15 protein-coding genes are annotated in these 15,733 nt (G+C 59.1%); 9 read left to right on the top strand and 6 right to left on the bottom strand.

What is annotated here, in order from left to right; translation table 11 throughout:
• Positions 1–16: 16 nt before the first annotated feature.
• Positions 17–1,063: a rod shape-determining protein gene (locus MGEO_RS00075; RefSeq protein WP_085634663.1), complete on the bottom strand. Its 1,047-nt coding sequence runs from the start codon at positions 1,061–1,063 to the stop codon at positions 17–19.
• A 332-nt stretch (positions 1,064–1,395) separates the two neighbouring features.
• Between MGEO_RS00075 and MGEO_RS00070 the strand changes: the two genes are divergently transcribed.
• Positions 1,396–1,830 (top strand): hypothetical protein, encoded by a 435-nt coding sequence (locus MGEO_RS00070; protein ID WP_085634662.1) that lies wholly within the window; start codon positions 1,396–1,398, stop codon positions 1,828–1,830.
• A gap of 110 nt (positions 1,831–1,940) precedes the next feature.
• Positions 1,941–4,439: a GcvT family protein gene (locus MGEO_RS00065; protein ID WP_085634661.1), complete on the top strand. Its 2,499-nt coding sequence runs from the start codon at positions 1,941–1,943 to the stop codon at positions 4,437–4,439.
• A 43-nt stretch (positions 4,440–4,482) separates the two neighbouring features.
• Here MGEO_RS00065 and MGEO_RS00060 read toward each other — a convergent pair whose 3' ends face one another.
• The 4 genes from MGEO_RS00060 to MGEO_RS00045 all read right to left on the bottom strand — a co-directional run bounded on the left by MGEO_RS00060 (position 4,483) and on the right by MGEO_RS00045 (position 8,977).
• Positions 4,483–4,914: an EF-hand domain-containing protein gene (locus tag MGEO_RS00060; RefSeq protein ID WP_085635215.1), complete on the bottom strand. Its 432-nt coding sequence runs from the start codon at positions 4,912–4,914 to the stop codon at positions 4,483–4,485.
• A gap of 79 nt (positions 4,915–4,993) precedes the next feature.
• Positions 4,994–5,329 (bottom strand): carboxymuconolactone decarboxylase family protein, encoded by a 336-nt coding sequence (locus MGEO_RS00055; RefSeq protein ID WP_085634660.1) that lies wholly within the window; start codon positions 5,327–5,329, stop codon positions 4,994–4,996.
• 144 nt (positions 5,330–5,473) lie between these two features.
• Positions 5,474–7,162, bottom strand: coding sequence for an acyl-CoA dehydrogenase family protein (locus tag MGEO_RS00050; RefSeq protein WP_085634659.1), 1,689 nt, complete (start codon positions 7,160–7,162; stop codon positions 5,474–5,476).
• A 216-nt stretch (positions 7,163–7,378) separates the two neighbouring features.
• Positions 7,379–8,977 carry a phosphoenolpyruvate carboxykinase gene (locus tag MGEO_RS00045; protein WP_085634658.1) on the bottom strand — a complete coding sequence of 533 codons (1,599 nt, stop codon included), beginning with the start codon at positions 8,975–8,977 and terminating at the stop codon, positions 7,379–7,381.
• A gap of 344 nt (positions 8,978–9,321) precedes the next feature.
• On the opposite strand from MGEO_RS00045, the gene MGEO_RS00040 reads away from it, so the two are divergent.
• From MGEO_RS00040 to MGEO_RS00010, 7 genes are read left to right on the top strand one after another with little or no spacing between them, the layout of a single operon-like run.
• Positions 9,322–10,026 carry a response regulator transcription factor gene (locus MGEO_RS00040; protein WP_085634657.1) on the top strand — a complete coding sequence of 235 codons (705 nt, stop codon included), beginning with the start codon at positions 9,322–9,324 and terminating at the stop codon, positions 10,024–10,026.
• 2 nt (positions 10,027–10,028) lie between these two features.
• Positions 10,029–11,738 (top strand): sensor histidine kinase, encoded by a 1,710-nt coding sequence (locus MGEO_RS00035; RefSeq protein ID WP_085634656.1) that lies wholly within the window; start codon positions 10,029–10,031, stop codon positions 11,736–11,738.
• Positions 11,739–11,747: 9 nt separating this feature from the next.
• On the top strand, positions 11,748–12,188 hold the full coding sequence (locus tag MGEO_RS21645; protein WP_085634655.1) for an HPr kinase/phosphorylase: 441 nt from the start codon (positions 11,748–11,750) through the stop codon (positions 12,186–12,188).
• Between the two features lie 18 nt (positions 12,189–12,206).
• On the top strand, positions 12,207–13,130 hold the full coding sequence (gene rapZ / locus MGEO_RS00025; protein ID WP_085634654.1) for an RNase adapter RapZ: 924 nt from the start codon (positions 12,207–12,209) through the stop codon (positions 13,128–13,130).
• Complete coding sequence (locus MGEO_RS00020; protein ID WP_085634653.1) at positions 13,127–13,528, top strand: PTS sugar transporter subunit IIA; 402 nt, start codon at positions 13,127–13,129, stop codon at positions 13,526–13,528. Before rapZ ends, MGEO_RS00020 begins: the two co-directional genes overlap by 4 nt.
• 27 nt (positions 13,529–13,555) lie before the next feature.
• Positions 13,556–13,834 carry an HPr family phosphocarrier protein gene (locus MGEO_RS00015; RefSeq protein WP_085634652.1) on the top strand — a complete coding sequence of 93 codons (279 nt, stop codon included), beginning with the start codon at positions 13,556–13,558 and terminating at the stop codon, positions 13,832–13,834.
• Positions 13,835–13,881: 47 nt separating this feature from the next.
• A complete protein-coding gene (locus tag MGEO_RS00010) occupies positions 13,882–14,763 on the top strand; it encodes a lysophospholipid acyltransferase family protein (protein ID WP_085634651.1) in 882 nt (293 codons plus the stop codon).
• Here MGEO_RS00010 and MGEO_RS00005 read toward each other — a convergent pair.
• Positions 14,760–15,635, bottom strand: a complete 876-nt coding sequence (locus MGEO_RS00005; RefSeq protein ID WP_085634650.1) for a 3-hydroxybutyryl-CoA dehydrogenase — start codon at positions 15,633–15,635, stop codon at positions 14,760–14,762. The two genes, MGEO_RS00010 and MGEO_RS00005, sit on opposite strands and share 4 nt — an antisense overlap.
• Between the last annotated feature and the right edge of the window lie 98 nt (positions 15,636–15,733).

Raw genomic sequence — 15,733 nt, 5'->3', positions numbered from 1 at the left:
CTCTTGGGTGGCCGGATCAGCTGTCGTAGTCAATCGCGTGACGCAGCTGTTTTTCGTATTCCAGCGCCTTTCCGGTGCCAAGAGCCACGCAGTTCAGGCTTTCATCTGCAATCGACACGGCCAGGCCCGTCTGCTCCCGCAGCGCCAGATCCAGATCACCCAGAAGAGCGCCGCCACCGGTGAGCATCACGCCACGGTCAACAATGTCGGCCGCGAGGTCCGGCGGGGTGGCTTCAAGCGCGGTCATCACCGCCTCGCAGATTGCCTGTACGGGTTCGGACAGGGCTTCGGCCACCTGAGCCTGACTGATCTCGGTTTCCTTGGGAACACCGTTGAGCAGGTCACGGCCCCGGATCTGCATGGAGCTGCCCCGTCCGTCGTCGGGCATGCGGGCGGTGCCGATGGAGGTCTTGATGCGTTCGGCGGTCGATTCGCCAACCAGCAGGTTCTGCTGACGGCGCAGGTAGTTGATGATCGCTTCGTCCATGCGGTCACCCCCGACGCGGACCGAGCGGGCGTAGACGATGTCGCCCAGCGACAGGACCGCGACTTCGGTTGTCCCGCCGCCGATGTCGACAACCATGTTGCCGGTCGGATCGGTGATCGGCATACCCGCGCCGATGGCAGCGGCGATTGGTTCTGCGATCAGGCCTGCCTTGCGCGCCCCGGCGGACAGAACCGACTGACGGATTGCGCGCTTTTCAACGGGTGTCGCGCCGTGCGGCACACAGACGATGATCTTCGGCTTGGAAAAGGTCGAGCGCTTGTGCACCTTGCGGATGAAGTGCTTGATCATCTCTTCCGCCACGTCGAAGTCTGCAATCACGCCTTCACGCATGGGCCTGATGGCCTCGATGCTTCCGGGGGTCCGGCCCAGCATCAGCTTGGCATCTTCCCCAACGGCGAGGACTTTTTTCTGGCCGTCCTTGATGTGGTAGGCCACAACCGACGGCTCGGACAGGACGACGCCGCGCCCCTTGACGTAGACGAGCGTGTTCGCTGTCCCAAGGTCGATGGCCATGTCCGATGAAAACATGCCCAGCATTTTGTCCAGTCCAAACATCTGCGTCTGCCTCAAGCCAATAAGTCTTAGGCCCGCGACTCTCTTGGGCGCAGGCCGAGGGTCTTATAGGGTCGGTTTTGCAGGTGCGAAAGGGCCTGATCGCGCATTGCCAGCATGAATCTGCCGCATGGCTCAACCTGTCGGTCTGATAAGTCCGAGTCGGCCCATTTTCCGCCAATTGTATTCAATTTGACGACGAATTTTCAGTATCGGGTTCATTGCCCCAAGACAGGAACCTTTCCGAGTGCGTTTGCCCAGGAAAAGACATGCAGCCATCGCATTGGCTGCCTGATTGTAGGCAAAATTTAGGCAGGATCAGCCAGGGGTAAGTGATGATCGGTAAACTGTTGAAAAGTATCTTCAAACTCGGCTTCTATGCCGGGGGACTGGGAGCTGTTGTTGCTGTCTGGGATTATACCCAGCAGGCCAAAGCAGCGGATTATCAATATTCGTACGAAGAGTATAAACTGTCGGTGATGGACCGTTACGGAGAAGAGGCCGTGTTCGCTCTTTCGACGCTTGAGTCCGCGAAATCCGGTTTGAAGACCGGCGCGCAGGCCGGTCTGAAACTGGCTGAGGACTCAGGTTTGCTGGAAAAGATCGGGATCGCGTTGCCCGAAACGGTGTTTGAAGACGAAACTCAGCCCGTCGAAATCGTGATCGGACCCGACGGCGAAATGGTGATCGCGCCTGTGGAGCTTGCTGTTGCGACCCAGGCACTGGCGCCGGAGACCTCTCTTTTTCCTCGGGCCCGCGTGCTTCGGTAAAGATTTCATGCGACGCCGCGTCGTTTTCCTGCCGCAACGTGTCGGGTAGGTTTGGCGGCGCGCGCAACGCAGGGGTATTCACGGGGTCAAACGCCTTGGAGTGAAGACCCATGAAAACCCATGTCAAAGCTTTGGTTGTCGGCGGCGGCGCCGTCGGCACCTCGATCGCCTATCACCTTGCCCGTGCGGGCTGGGACGATGTGATGCTGCTCGAACGGGATGAGCTTACATCCGGGTCGACCTGGCATGCGGCGGGTCTGCTGCCTTATTTCAACATGTCCTACGCGACGACTCACATCCACGACTACTCGATCAAGTTCTACAAGACGCTTGAGGAAGAGACCGGGCTGGATGCGGGTTTCTTTGTGGTCGGCAATCTGCGCATGGCGCAGACCGAAGAGCGCATGGATGAGTACCGGGTCTATGCCACGACGGCTGAGACCTGTGGTGTGCCCTATGAGTGGATGACGCCTTCCGAGATCAAGGCGCGCTGGCCTCTGATCCGCACCGAAGACCTGAAAGGCGCGATCTATCACCCGACGGATGGCTACATCAACCCGGCGGACGTCACCATGGCGATGGCCAAGGGCGCTCGGCAGCGTGGCGTGACGATCGAGCGGAAATGGCAGGCGGATGCCTTCGAGTGGAAAGGCGACCACTGGGACGTGACCTGCACCAAGATGGTCGAAAAGGGCGGAAACCTTGTTCCGTCCGACGAGCAGATTGTCATTTCGGCCGAGCATGTCGTGACCGCGTCAGGCAACCACGCGCAGCGCACAGCGAAGATGCTGGGCATCAAGATGCCGGCGATCCCGGTCGAGCATCAGTTCATCGTGACCGAGCCTGATCCGGCGCTGGTCGAGTATCGCAAGACCAATGAACAGCATCCGGTGATCCGAGATGCGGATGCCAAATGGTATGTGCGCGAAGAGCGTGGCGGCTGGATTTTGGGCCCGTATGAGCGCAATGCACCCGCGCGGTTCGAATATGGCGTGCCGGACAGCTTCCGCGCCGACCTCTTCCCGCTCGATCTGGAGCGGATCGAGGAAGAATACATGAGCATGATTCACCGCATTCCGTCGTCGGAAACCGTGGGTCTCAAGGACGATTTCAACGGTCCGATCTGCTACACGCCCGACGGCAACCCGCTGGTCGGTCCGGCTCCGGGCCTGCGGAATATGTGGCTGGCCGAAGGCTTCTCGTTCGGGATCACCGCTGCGGGCGGCACCGGCTATTACCTTGCCCAGTTGATGGTCGAGGGCGAGGCCGAGATCGACATGGCGTCGCTCGATCCCAAGCGCTACGGCTCGTGGATGACGACCGAATACGCCGCGCGCAAGAACGAAGAGGCGTATGAGCATGTCTACATCCTGCACCACCCGGATGAAGAGCGTCCGGCGTGCCGTCCTCTCCGGACCGCTCCGGCGTATGACCGCCAAAAGGCGCTGGGCGCGCAGTTTGGTCATGTGAACGGCTGGGAGCGTCCGAACTATTACGGGCCTTTGGATGCGGACGAGAATTTCGACCACGACGCGCGGTCGTTCCGCCGGGGGGGCTGGTGGAAGTATGCCGTGGACGAGGCCAAGGCCGTTCGCGAAGGCGTCGGCCTGATCGACGCGACGGCGTTTACCAAGCATGTCGTCAAAGGACCGGGTGCAACGCAGTTTCTCGACTGGTTCACCTGCAACAAGCTGCCCAAGGTCGGTCGGATCAACCTGACCTATGCGCTGACCTCCAAGGGGACGACGCGGACGGAATACACGATCGTCCGTCTGGCCGAGAACGAGTATTACCTCGTCTCTGCGGGTGCCTGGACCGCGTACGATGCAGATTACCTGCGCAAGGCGGCCGAAGATAAGGCGGGCGAGTTCGGGTATATCGAAATCCAGGATGTGACGACCCAGTGGGGTGTCTTTGCCATCGCCGGGCCGAAGTCGCGCGATGTGCTCAAGGAAATCGTCAAGGATGCCGATCCCGAAACCGTTCTGGGCAACAAGCGGTTCCCGTGGCTCACGTGCCGTGACATCGAACTGGGCATGTGCCCGGTGCGCGCGATCCGCGTGGCCTACACGGGTGAGTTGGGCTGGGAATTGCATCACCCGATCGAGATGCAGAACTACCTCTGGGACCAGCTTATGGCTGCTGGTGCAAAGCATGACATGAAGTTGGTCGGCGCGCGGGCGCAGAACTGGCTGCGGCAGGAGAAATCCTACCGCGCCTTCGGCACCGAACTGGGCCGCGATGCGACGCCGCTTGAAGCCGATCTGCCGCGCTTTGTGGACCTGTCAAAGGACTTCCATGGCAAGGCCGAGATGGAAGCGACCGGCGTCCGGGTGAAGTGCTGCACCTTCCTGATCGACGGGCCGGCGGATGCCGATCCGTGGGGTCGCGAGGCGCTGTATGACGGCGAGACCCGTGTGGGCCGTCTGACCTCGGGCGGTTATTCCGTGGCTTTCGGAAAATCCATCGGGGTGGGCTATGTGAAGCCGGAACTGGCGGTGCCGGGCACCAAGCTCAAGGTCAAGATGCTGAACCAGCTTTGGGATGCGGAGGTTGTCGAGGACAGCCCCTACGATCCCAAGAACGAGGTCATCCGTAAAGACGGCTGAACCAGAAAGCGCGGGCGGTAACGCCCGCGCTTTTTGCTTTGTGTCAGCCGCGACCGAAATCGGCCGTGGTAACGACGTTGTCACCGTTGCGGTCCATGCCCGCGAACCAAGCGGGAACGGCATCCATGAACTCTTCGCGGGTGACGTTTCCATCGCCGTTGGTATCCGTCACTTCGCGCAGCATTCCGTTGGCCGGATTGCGCTGCCCGCCGCCGTGACCCATGCCGTTCTGCTCCATATCCTGCTTGCGCGCCTCGTCGAAAAGATCGTGCTCTTCGGCTGTCAGGACACCGTTTTCATCGGCGTCGAAGGTCAGGAACACGTCGCCGCGCCGTTCAGTGGCTTCGGCCAATGTGACCTGACCATCGCCGTCAAGGTCCCAATTTTCCACGAAATGGCCGCCGGGATTGCCCTGCTGGGCAAAGGCGCCTGTCGCAGCAAAAAGCAGGGCAAGGATAAGGGGGGATTTGGACATGATGACCTCATACATATTAGTTATTTGGAATATGTATGGGCGTCGATGGGGATCTGCATCCCCCCAAAGTGTCGCAGGGTCAGCTGCGCAATTCGTCGTAAACCTCAAGCGCCTTACCGGCATACATCAGGCCCGGTCCGCCCCCCATCTGGATGCAGGTTGCCAGCACTTCGGACACTTCCTCGCGTGTCGCTCCGAGACGCACCAAAGCCTCTGTATGAAACAGGATGCAGGGTTCGCATCGTGTCGCGACCGCGATGCCAAGGGCCACGTATTCCTTTTCCTTGAAGGACAGGGCGGCGTCATGTTTGACGGTCTTTCCCAGTGCTCCGAAGGCAGCTGTGGTTTCGGGAATCGCGGCGTTCAGCGATCTCAGCTGCATCTTCGTGTCGTTCAGTTTGGCTTTCCAGCTCATTTGATGCTCCTGCAATGTGTCGGGGTTGCAAGAACACTCTGCTGCGTCCCGGTCCTTGATACAGATCAGGAGATTGCTGCATCTGCAAAAAAGAAGGCCGGACAAAGTGCCCGGCCGTCAGGATTTTGACGCGAAGCGCTTGCTTCAGCCCAACAGCCGCCGGGCAATGACCTGGGCCTGAATCTCGGCAGCGCCCTCAAAGATGTTTAGGATGCGCGCGTCGCACAGAATGCGGCTGATCTTGTATTCAAGGGCAAAGCCGTTGCCGCCGTGGATCTGCAGCGCATTGTCGGCTGCGGCCCAGGCGACGCGGGCGCCGAGCAGCTTGGCCATACCGGCTTCGAGGTCGCAGCGGCGGCCTTCGTCCTTTTCGCGGGCCGAGAAGTAGGTCAGCTGACGCGCGATCATGAGCTCAACCGCCATCATCGCCAGTTTCGACGCGACGCGCGGGAAGTTGATCAGTGCTTTGCCGAACTGCTTGCGGTCCTGCGCGTATTTCATCCCTTCATCGAGGGCCGATTGCGCGACGCCGATGGCACGGGCGGCGGTTTGGATGCGGGCCGATTCAAACGTCTCCATGAGCTGCTTGAAGCCTTTGCCCTCTTCCATGCCCAGGAGGTTCTCGCCCTTCACTTTGAAATCGTCGAAGTTGAGCGTGTATTCCTTCATGCCGCGATAACCGAGGACTTCGATCTCACCGCCCGAGATGCCTGGATCCTGCCAGGGCTGTTCGTCGGTGCCGGGTGTCTTTTCGGCAAGGAACATGGACAATCCACGGTAATCGGTGGTGTCGGGAACGGTTCGGGCAAGAACGGTCATCACATGCGTGCGGGCGGCGTGTGTGATCCAGGTCTTGTTGCCGTTGATGATCCAATCGCCGTTGTCATCCTTGACCGCGCGGGTCCGCAGGCTTCCAAGGTCGGAGCCGGTGTTCGGTTCGGTAAAGACAGCGGTGGGCAAGATTTCACCGGAGGCGAGGCCCGGCAGCCACTTGGCTTTCTGTTCTTCCGTGCCACCCGCGATCACCAGTTCTGCCGCGATCTCGGACCGTGTGCCAAGGGACCCGACACCGATATAGCCGCGCGACAGTTCTTCGGAGACCACGCACATGGAGTTCTTGGAGAGACCAAACCCACCGTGTTCCTCCGGGATCGTCAGGCCGAAGACGCCCATCTCGGACAGCTCTTCGATGATCTCCATCGGGATGAGCTCGTCCTTGAGGTGCCATTCGTGGGCAAAGGGTTCCACCTTGTCGAGAGAGAAGCGGTGGAACTGTTCGCGGATCATGTCGAGCTCATCGTCAAGGCCGCAGGCCCCGACGGTCAGCTCTGCGCTGCGTTCCTGCATGAGTTCGACAAGACGGACACGGGCGGCCTGGGTGTTGCCGCCTTGTGTCAGCTGCATGACCTCGGGCGTCATCAGCGCGCCCATGTCGTCCTGGCTCAGGCCGATGTCCTGAAGGCGGACCACTTCGCCCTGGTTCATCTGGATGCCGCCGTAGATCTGCCAGAGGTATTCTCCAAAGGCGATCTGGTGGATCAGTTGTTCCACCTCTCCGAACTTTCCGTCGGCCTCCAGACGTTCGGCCCAGCCCTGCATCTGGCGCAGCGATTCGACATAGGTGGCCAGCCAAGCCAGCCCGTGCGCCGCTGTCTGGTTTTCTTCGATCAGTGCGCCGGACACGCGACCGTCGGACTCGACCATCGCACGGACGCGGCTGTTGGCCAGATCAAGAATGGCATTCGCTGGTTCGACCGCTGCGGCGGTCAGTTTCAGCAGGTCCGGCAGGATCGTCTCGGTGGTTAGGGTCAGGTCTTGTCCATCATGGGCCATGAATCGTGTCCTTTTCAGCTTTGGCGCTGGATAGCCATTTTGCAGGTGCAGCGCAACAAAAATACCCAAAGAGATCGAATATTGTTTCAATCTTTCGCGTTGAATTGCTGCTGTGCAGCGCGTAACACCTTGCGTCCGCAGAAAAACAAAGGGCGAGTGCACCGGAGTATGGTGCGCTCGCCCTGTTTTTTCCAAGCGCCTTTCGACGCAGGCGGTTTAACCGATCGCGGCCGCTTTCACATCGTCGTCGATATACGGCACGTATTGCGCAAAGTTGTCGGCAAACATTTGAACGAGTTTTTCTGCCTGTGCGTCATACGCGTCTTTGTCGTTCCAGGTGCGACGCGGGTCGAGCAGCATGTCCGGCACGCCTTCGACCTTGACCGGCACTTCGAAGCCGAAGTTCGGATCCTTGCGGAATTCTGCCTCGGCAAGGCTGCCATCGAGCGCTGCGGTCAGCAGGGCACGGGTTGCCTTGATCGGCATCCGTTCGCCAGAGCCATAAGCGCCACCGGTCCAGCCGGTGTTGACCAACCAGCAGGTTGCACCGTGCGACGCGATCTTTTCGCGGAGCAGGTTGCCGTAGACTTCTGGACGGCGGGGCATGAACGGTGCGCCGAAGCAGGTCGAGAAGGTGGGTTCCGGTTCTGTTACACCGCGTTCTGTTCCAGCGACCTTGGAGGTGAACCCGGACAGAAAGTGGTACATCGCCTGCGCCGGTGTCAGCCGCGAGATCGGCGGCAGAACGCCGAATGCATCGCATGTCAGCATGATGATGTTCTTCGGATGCCCGCCAAGCGCGGTCGATGACGCGTTCGAAATGTATTCGAGGGGGTAGGCGCAGCGCATGTTGGCTGTCAGGCTGTCATCCTTGAAATCCAGCTCGAAGGTTTCCGGATCGAACACCATGTTTTCGATCACGGTGCCGAATTTGGTGGTGGTTGCGTAGATCTCCGGCTCGGCTTCCGCCGACAGGTTGATCGTCTTGGCGTAGCAACCGCCTTCGAAGTTGAAGGTACCGCGGTCGGACCAGCCATGTTCGTCATCCCCGATCAGGATACGGTTCGGGTCAGCCGAGAGCGTGGTCTTGCCAGTGCCCGAGAGGCCAAAGAAAATCGCTGTATCGACCGGGTTGCCGACCGCGTGGTTGGCCGAGCAGTGCATCGGCATGATGCCTTTTTCCGGCAGCAGGTAGTTCAGCAGCGAGAAGATCGATTTCTTGTTCTCACCGGCGTATTCGGTGCCGCCGATCAGGATGAGTTTCTTGTCGAAATTCATCGCGATCACGGTTTCGGTCCGGCAATCGTGCTTCTTTGGGTCTGCCTGGAAGGATGGGCAGTTGATGACGGTGAAGTCGGCGGTGAAGCTGTCGAGGTCTTCACGTTCCGGGCGGCGCATCATGTGGCGGATGAACAGATTGTGCCACGCCAGTTCCTGAATGAAGCGCACGTCGATGGAGTGCTTGGGGTCGGCACCGCCAACCAGATCCTGCACGAAGTATTCGCGGCCCTTCATGTGCTCGAGCATGTCGGCATAGAGCGCATCGAACCCTTCTGGCGACATCGGCGCGTTGTTTTCCCACCAGATCGTGTCCGCGACGCTGTCGGTCTTGACCACGTGCTTGTCCTTGGGGGACCGGCCGGTGAACTTGCCGGTGGTGACAAGGAAAGCCCCGCCATTGCCCAGCGTACCTTCGCCGCGTTTCAGCGCTGCTTCGATCAGAGCAGGCTCTGTGAGGTTGTAATAGACATTACCAAGCCCGTTGATCTGTTGATCTTCCAGCCGGAATTCCGGGTTCACCCGTCCAAATGTCATTTGCCAAGCTCCTGTAGCCGCGCTCTTTTGCGGCGGTATTGTCGAGAGGCGTCAACGAAACGCCCCACCCACGGCGGCCTGCCGGGGATATTCGCCTCTTAGCATGTCGGTTCCGAAGCTGAACAGGACGCATTCGCGCAGTTAGCGCAACCAAAACGGGTTTAGCGCAACCATGGCGACGCCTCGCCTGTCCGAGTGATGCAAATTAGTCATCCGTAAGGAAATTTCGGACTGAATAAGGCAACGGTGACGAAGTGATTCGCAAAATTACGTTGGCGCAATGGGAAAAATCTCGCATAATGCCAGAAAAAACATAATTGAGAGCAGTACAAGGAACACACTCCATGTCGAAAATCGCCCTTGTGGACGATGACAGGAATATCCTGACATCGGTCGCGATCACCCTCGAGGCAGAGGGATTCGAGGTCGAAACCTACAATGACGGACAGGCCGCTTTGGACGCATTTAACAAGAAAATGCCCGATATGGCCGTCTTTGACATCAAGATGCCGCGCATGGATGGCATGGACCTGCTTCAGCGGGTGCGCCAGAAGTCCAAGATGCCGGTGATCTTTCTCACCTCCAAGGATGACGAGATCGACGAAGTTCTCGGCCTTCGTATGGGCGCCGACGACTACGTGAAAAAACCGTTCTCGCAGCGCCTGCTGGTGGAACGCATTCGCGCGCTTCTGCGCCGTCAGGATGCGGTTGCAGGCGACGCAGCTGGTGTCGAGGTCGAAGAGGCCAAGCTGATGGTCCGCGGAAACCTGACAATGGATCCGCTGCGCCACTCGGTGTCCTGGAAAGGGCAGGACGTGTCCCTTACGGTCACGGAATTCCTTTTGTTGCAGGCACTTGCACAGCGTCCGGGCTTTGTTAAGTCGCGCGATCAGCTGATGGATGTGGCCTATGACGATCAGGTTTACGTCGATGACCGGACCATTGACAGCCACATCAAGCGACTGCGGAAAAAGATGCGCTCGGTCGACAATGATTTCTCGGCCATCGAAACGCTCTACGGGATCGGTTACCGTTACAACGAAGAGTGACCATGGCATTGGTTGAAGGCGTGGAATCCGGTTCGTCCGGCGGGCGCAAAGATGCGGACGTGGTTCTCGGGGACGACTGGGTCGCCCCCGACAAAACCGTTGAGTCCGAAGTGCGCACGATCCGCGAAAAGCGCGGTATCTTCTCGCTTAACCGGTCGCCTCTGACCCGGAAGATCATCACCTTCAACCTTGTCGCCCTCAACTTCCTCGTTGCGGGTATTCTGTTTCTGAATTCGTCGCGCGACACGTTGGCCGAACAAAAGGCGGCGTCCGTGCGCAGCGAAGCAGAATTGATAGCCGACGTCTTCGAAGCGCAGGCGCGACCGGGAGTCGCTGTCAACCTGGGGACTGGTGACGGCATCAACGTCAGCGAAACGCTGGCAAACCTGGAAATGCGGCCCGGTCTTCGGGTCTTTGTGTTTGATTCAGCGCGGTTTCTGGTTGGAGACGTGGAGCGGGCAAGCACCGCGCCGCTGACCGCTGCGGAAAAACCGACGGTGATTTCCGACTTTCTGTTGACCGTCTGGTCCAGCGTATCCTCGATTTTCCGCAACAACGGTGATCTCGGTCCACTGACGCTGGAAGATATCCTGCGTCGCCAGATCGAGGAAACCGACCCGTCCAGAACCCGGATCGAACGGAGCGAAGGGCCAAACGGAGAAACGATCTTCACCGCTCTCAGCCCGATTCAGGTCGACAGCGGCGTTGCCGGGACAGTTGCTCTTGTCAGCTATGCGCCCGAAATCGATGCGGCGGTTCGGCGCGAGCGGGAAAACGTGTTGCAGATGTTTGTCATCGCGACGCTTGTTTCGATCGGACTGAGCCTGGTTCTGGCCTCGACGATTTCCAACCCGATCTCCAACTTGGCCGATGCTGCTGAAGTCGGACGTGATCGCAATCGCCGGAATGTCTCCTCGGGGCGGATCCGCATTCCCGACCTGACTGCGCGGCCCGACGAGATTGGCCGTCTGTCCGGCGCTTTGCGCGGCATGGTGGCTGCGCTTTACGACCGTATCGATGCCAACGAACAGTTCGCCGCCGACGTGGCGCATGAAATCAAGAACCCGCTGGCGTCACTTCGATCTGCGGTGGGCACGCTCCGCGTGGCGCGTCGTCCCGATCAGGTGGACCGCTTGCTGGATGTGATCGATCACGATGTCCGTCGGCTCGACCGGCTTGTCAGCGACATTTCAAATGCGTCCCGGCTGGACAGCGAACTGGTCAAGGAAGAAGAGGCGGAATTCAATCTTCTGGATATGCTGGGCAATCTCGCACAGTTTCTTGGTGAAGACGCAAAGCGGCAGGGCATTGAATTCATTGCGGATCTTCCGGAAAAACCGATCCGTGTTCACGGCCTTGAAGCCCGTCTGGCGCAGGTCTTTGTCAATCTCATCACCAACGCGATCAGCTTCTGTGAAGATGGCGACGCCATCCGGCTCTGGGCGCGGCGACGCGAGAGTCGCGTGCTGATCGTGGTCGAGGACACGGGGCCCGGTATCCCGGACGAGGCGCTGACCAAGATCTTCAAGCGCTTCTATTCGCAGCGGCCGGAAAATGACTTTGGCAATAACTCGGGCCTTGGCCTCGCCATTTCAAAGCAGATCGTCGAAGCCCATGGCGGTGTGATCTGGGCCGAAAACATACGACCTACCGAAGCCGACGCCACCTCTGAACCACTGGGCGCACGGTTTGTCGTGGGGCTTCCGCTGTAAGGCATAGCCATGTCTGATCTCGGCCCACTTACTCTTCACGCGACTGCGGTGGCGCTGAATGGGCGCGCGGTACTGCTCAAGGGCGCATCCGGTTCCGGCAAATCCTCATTGGCGCTCGAGATGATGGTGCGCGGGGCCACTCTTGTCGCCGATGACCGTGTCATCCTGAGCGCGGTCTCGGACGGTGTTGAGCTGACGTGCCCTGATCCTTTGAAAGGCATGATCGAAGCGCGTGGCGTCGGGTTGCTGCACGCAGACTACGTGCCTTCAGCGCATCTCTGTCTGGTGGTTGATCTCGATCAGGAGGAACGTGACCGGTTCCCGCAAGAGCGGACCATCACGTTCTTCACGCAAACATTTCCATTGCTTCACAATGTTGCGTCTGCGCATTTTCCTGCTGCAATTCTGCAATATCTCTCGCACACGGGTCGCGCCACTCCGCGGCTCTGAAACTGGAACACGAAACCCATGTCGACCAATCCGGCCCGCAATCGCGTAGTCCTGGTGACCGGCCCGTCCGGTGCCGGCCGACTGACTGCGATCAAGGTTCTTGAAGACCTGGGGTTCGAGGCCATCGATAATATTCCTTTGCGTATGATCCCTCGGCTGTTCGACAGCGTACCGCTGGACCATCCTTTGGCGTTGGGAATCGATATCCGAAACCGGGATTTTTCCGTCACACGGCTCATCGACACGTACCGGGAACTGATTGCCCTCACTGACGACAAGGCGACACTGCTGTTTCTCGATTGTCGTCCCGACGTCCTGCTGCGCCGGTATTCCGAGACACGGCGTCGCCATCCTATGGCCGCTGACGAAGCCCCCGAAATCGGCATTGCGCGCGAAATCGAGCTGCTCAAGCCTATCGAGGAACAGGCTGACATCGTGATCGACACCTCTGTGTTGACGCCACACGATCTCAAGGCGGAGATGCATCAGTGGTTTGCTGACAGCACTGAACAGAAGCTGTCTGTGACGGTTCAGTCGTTTTCTTACAAACGGGGCATCCCACACGGTGTGGACATGGTGTTTGACTGCCGATTCCTTGCCAACCCGCATTGGGAGACCGCGCTGCGCAGCAGAACCGGGCTGGACCCGGAAGTGCAAAGCTATGTGAAAGCCGACCCGAGGTTTGCCCAATTCGCCGAGCGTATCACCGAGATGCTCGGGTTTTTGTTGCCGGAGGTCGAAACCGAGGGAAAAACGCATCTTTCGGTTGGGATCGGATGTACCGGTGGGCAACACAGATCGGTCGTTGTTTCGGAATCTGTTGCTGCTGCCCTTGCAGAGGATGGCTGGCGGGTGTCAATTGACCACAAGGAACTGTCGCGACGGGGACTCGCAAAAGCGGGCAGCACCACGATGCCGGAACTTGGAGGGGCTACACAGTGATCGGGATCGTGATCGTGGCGCATGGCGGCCTGGCGCAGGAGTACCTGTCCGCTGTCGAACATGTCGTCGGTCATCAGCCCGGGATGGCGGCCGTGTCCATCGATGCCGATCACAATCGCGACGCCAAGCAGTCCGAGATCTGCGCCATTGCCGATGAAGTCGACAAAGGCGATGGCGTGGTCATCGTGACGGATATGTTTGGCGGTTCTCCGTCAAACCTGAGCCTTCGCGCCTGTCAGCCCGACAATCGGCGGATTGTCTACGGGGCGAATCTTCCGATGCTGATCAAATTGGCGAAAAGCCGCGACAAAACTGTGCCCGAGGCGGTTCGGGCTGCGTTGGACGCAGGTCGGAAATACATTGACAGCCAAGACATTACCCTGGATCAGAGCGCCTGATCAAAAGGGTTAGGGAGGCCCGGCACCATGTCCGAAACGGCGCAGCGCGTTTTGAAGATTGTGAACGAGAAGGGTTTGCACGCCCGGGCATCTGCGAAACTGGTCGAAGTTGTCGAGGGATTTGACGCAACGGCAGAGGTCCGAAAGGACGGCATGAGCGCGTCGGGTGACAGCATCATGGGCCTTTTGATGTTGGCAGCTTCCAAAGGAACCTCTATTGAGGTACTCACCTCCGGGCCAGACGCAGAGGCCCTTGCTGCCGCGATCGAGACTCTCGTGGCGGATCGGTTTGGGGAAGACTGCTGACCGTGCAGGTCGGCACGGGCAACCACAACAGGACGTCACACTGCCATATGGTTGACAGCTATCAACACACATCCCAAGACGCGCATGCCGTTGCGCCGGAAAATGTGCCGTATGATAAGCGCAAGCTCAGCTATGCGAACACCTTTACCAATCCGTGGAAGGCCAACACGATCCGTGCGCTGGAGTGGATGACGGGAAAGATTCCGTTGTTGCGCCTCGTGCGGCGTTTCGAACGGATGGGGCCGGCGGAAGGTCAGGCGTTCTGGGGGCAGGCGCTTGGCCTGATGAACATTGATCTGGAAACGCCGGCGGAACAGATTGCCCGCATCCCGAAAGAGGGTCCGGTGATCATTGTGGCCAACCATCCGCATGGTCTGGTCGATGGAATGATTTTGGCCGAGCTCATCGGACGGGTCCGCACCGATTACAAGATCCTGACGCGGTCGCTGTTGACCGGTGTGACCGAGATTGAAGAATTCATGATCCCGGTGCCGTTTCCGCATGAGGAAGATGCCCGCGAGCAGAGCCTCGAGATGCGCAGCCGTGCGATGAGCCATCTGAAAACGGGTGGCGTGATCGCTCTTTTCCCGTCAGGGGTCGTTGCATCGAGCGACAGCTATTTCGGACCGGCCATCGAGAGGACATGGAACCCGTTTACGGCCAATCTCATTCAGCGTTCCGGCGCGACCGTGGTTCCGATATATTTTCCGGGCCAGAATTCCCGCGCCTATCAGATCGCAAATCAGCTTTCAGCGACGTTCCGGCAGGGTCTGTTGATCCACGAAGTGATCCACGCCTGCGGTAAGCCTCAGGCTCCGATCGTGGGTGAACCCATTCCGGCGGAAACGATCAAAGCGTTCGCGGGGCGCAGCCGAGATTTCGTCGCGTCTCTGCGAGACACGACGATGAACCTCGGCAAAGACACCTAGCGGGTCGGGACCGGCGTTTCGCCCCTGTAGTCGTAGAATCCACGCTGTGTCTTGCGGCCCAGCCATCCGGCTTCCACGTATTTCGTCAACAATGGGCAGGGGCGGTATTTGGTGTCGGCCAAACCGTCGTGCAGGACGTTCATGATGGCCAGGCAGGTGTCGAGTCCGATGAAATCCGCGAGTTCAAGAGGCCCCATCGGATGATTGGCACCCAGCTTCATCGACTGGTCGATGGAGTTCACGTTCCCCACACCTTCGTAGAGCGTATAGACCGCTTCATTGATCATCGGCATGAGAATTCGGTTGACGATGAATGCCGGGAAGTCCTCGGCTGAGGCGGCGGTTTTGCCCAGCTTTTCCACGACACCAAGGCAGGTTTCGTAGGTTTCCTTGTCGGTTGCAATGCCGCGGATCAGTTCCACCAGTTGCATCACCGGAACCGGATTCATGAAATGGAAGCCCATGAACTTTTCCGGGCGATCCGTTCGGCTTGCCAGGCGGGTGATCGAGATGGAAGAGGTGTTCGACGTCAGAATGGTATGTTCGGCCAGATGTGGCAGCAGGCTGTCGAAAATCTTCTGTTTGATGCCTTCGTTTTCGGTGGCGGCCTCGATGATCAGATCGGTCTTGGCGACCTGCGGCAACTCCTGGGTTGTCGCGATACGGGCCATCGCGGCATCGCGGGTCTCTGCGCTGATCTTTTCGCGGCTGACCTGACGATCCATGTTGCGCTGAATGATCTCGACCGCGCGTGTCAGAGCTTCTTCGCTGATGTCGTTCAGAACGACATCATACCCTGCGAGCGCCATGACATGGGCAATGCCGTTGCCCATCTGCCCGGCTCCGATCACGCCGATTGAATTGACCGTCATGCGATTGCTCCGTCCGTTTCGCCGCACAATGGCCCTTGGGGCAGGGCGCTGCAAGGTGGATCGGAATGTTCGGTCGAATTTTAGCCTTAGGGTCAGGA

The sequence above is a fragment of the Marivita geojedonensis genome (genome assembly GCF_002115805.1).
Classification (GTDB): Bacteria; Pseudomonadota; Alphaproteobacteria; order Rhodobacterales; family Rhodobacteraceae; genus Marivita; species Marivita geojedonensis.
Note: the sequence above shows the minus strand (reverse complement) of the source record. Positions and strands in the feature narration are given on the sequence as shown.

Excerpts from the sequence above, each read along its gene's own strand:
- MGEO_RS00010 (WP_085634651.1), top strand. The coding sequence starts at position 13,882 with ATGGTTGACAGCTATCAACACACATCCCAAGACGCGCATGCCGTTGCG.
- MGEO_RS00035 (WP_085634656.1), top strand. The coding sequence starts at position 10,029 with ATGGCATTGGTTGAAGGCGTGGAATCCGGTTCGTCCGGCGGGCGCAAA.
- MGEO_RS00060 (WP_085635215.1), bottom strand. The coding sequence starts at position 4,914 with ATGTCCAAATCCCCCCTTATCCTTGCCCTGCTTTTTGCTGCGACAGGC.
- MGEO_RS00040 (WP_085634657.1), top strand. The coding sequence starts at position 9,322 with ATGTCGAAAATCGCCCTTGTGGACGATGACAGGAATATCCTGACATCG.
- rapZ (WP_085634654.1), top strand. The coding sequence starts at position 12,207 with ATGTCGACCAATCCGGCCCGCAATCGCGTAGTCCTGGTGACCGGCCCG.
- MGEO_RS00075 (WP_085634663.1), bottom strand. The coding sequence starts at position 1,063 with ATGTTTGGACTGGACAAAATGCTGGGCATGTTTTCATCGGACATGGCC.
- MGEO_RS00055 (WP_085634660.1), bottom strand. The coding sequence starts at position 5,329 with ATGAGCTGGAAAGCCAAACTGAACGACACGAAGATGCAGCTGAGATCG.
- MGEO_RS00050 (WP_085634659.1), bottom strand. The coding sequence starts at position 7,162 with ATGGCCCATGATGGACAAGACCTGACCCTAACCACCGAGACGATCCTG.
- MGEO_RS00065 (WP_085634661.1), top strand. The coding sequence starts at position 1,941 with ATGAAAACCCATGTCAAAGCTTTGGTTGTCGGCGGCGGCGCCGTCGGC.
- MGEO_RS21645 (WP_085634655.1), top strand. The coding sequence starts at position 11,748 with ATGTCTGATCTCGGCCCACTTACTCTTCACGCGACTGCGGTGGCGCTG.
- MGEO_RS00015 (WP_085634652.1), top strand. The coding sequence starts at position 13,556 with ATGTCCGAAACGGCGCAGCGCGTTTTGAAGATTGTGAACGAGAAGGGT.
- MGEO_RS00045 (WP_085634658.1), bottom strand. The coding sequence starts at position 8,977 with ATGACATTTGGACGGGTGAACCCGGAATTCCGGCTGGAAGATCAACAG.
- MGEO_RS00070 (WP_085634662.1), top strand. The coding sequence starts at position 1,396 with ATGATCGGTAAACTGTTGAAAAGTATCTTCAAACTCGGCTTCTATGCC.
- MGEO_RS00005 (WP_085634650.1), bottom strand. The coding sequence starts at position 15,635 with ATGACGGTCAATTCAATCGGCGTGATCGGAGCCGGGCAGATGGGCAAC.